The sequence below is a fragment of the Pseudomonas sp. 10C3 genome (assembly GCF_036346185.1).
In the GTDB taxonomy this organism is placed as follows: domain Bacteria; phylum Pseudomonadota; class Gammaproteobacteria; order Pseudomonadales; family Pseudomonadaceae; genus Aquipseudomonas.
Window position 1 is genome coordinate 1 of sequence record NZ_JASJVE010000080.1, and the last position, 466, is coordinate 466.

Below are 466 nucleotides of genomic sequence, written 5' to 3' on the forward strand. Positions count from 1 at the left end.
CATGCCCGGATTATATCCGATCAGGCGACGAATCGAGGGGTTAAAACTTGATGTGGGCGGTTGCGCCAGAGGTCAAAACCATCCAGCAACCAGTTCAGTTCTTGAACGGTCAGCACGATGGCCTCGTCAGTGATGTCGGGCGATGTTTTGAAACGTTCGGACTCCAGGCGCTTAAGCCAGAGGCAAAACCCGTTGCGCTCCCAGTAGAGTATTTTCACTCGATTACGGGGGCGATTCAGGAAGACGAAGAGTACAGGGTCGAACACTGCGACTTTGATATCCAGTTCGACCAGAGCGGCCAGGCCGTCGATTGACTTTCGAAAGTCCACCGGCTTGGGGTAGAGATACACTTTTTCAACTTTGGCGTCGGGTCGCATCATGACGGTGCTGGCTCCAGAGAGAGATCGGGAGCACAGCGTCAGGCATTAGCCGACGGCTTGGAATGTGTGCTTTATGGCGCGCTTAC

At 54.3% G+C, this 466-nt stretch carries 1 protein-coding gene; it reads right to left on the reverse strand.

All coding sequences use genetic code 11. The features are described 5' to 3' along the window. Positions 1-20: 20 nt before the first annotated feature. Positions 21-380 carry an IS66 family insertion sequence element accessory protein TnpB gene (gene tnpB / locus QN399_RS26185; RefSeq protein WP_323569419.1) on the reverse strand — a complete coding sequence of 120 codons (360 nt, stop codon included), beginning with the start codon at positions 378-380 and terminating at the stop codon, positions 21-23. Positions 381-466: the final 86 nt, after the last annotated feature.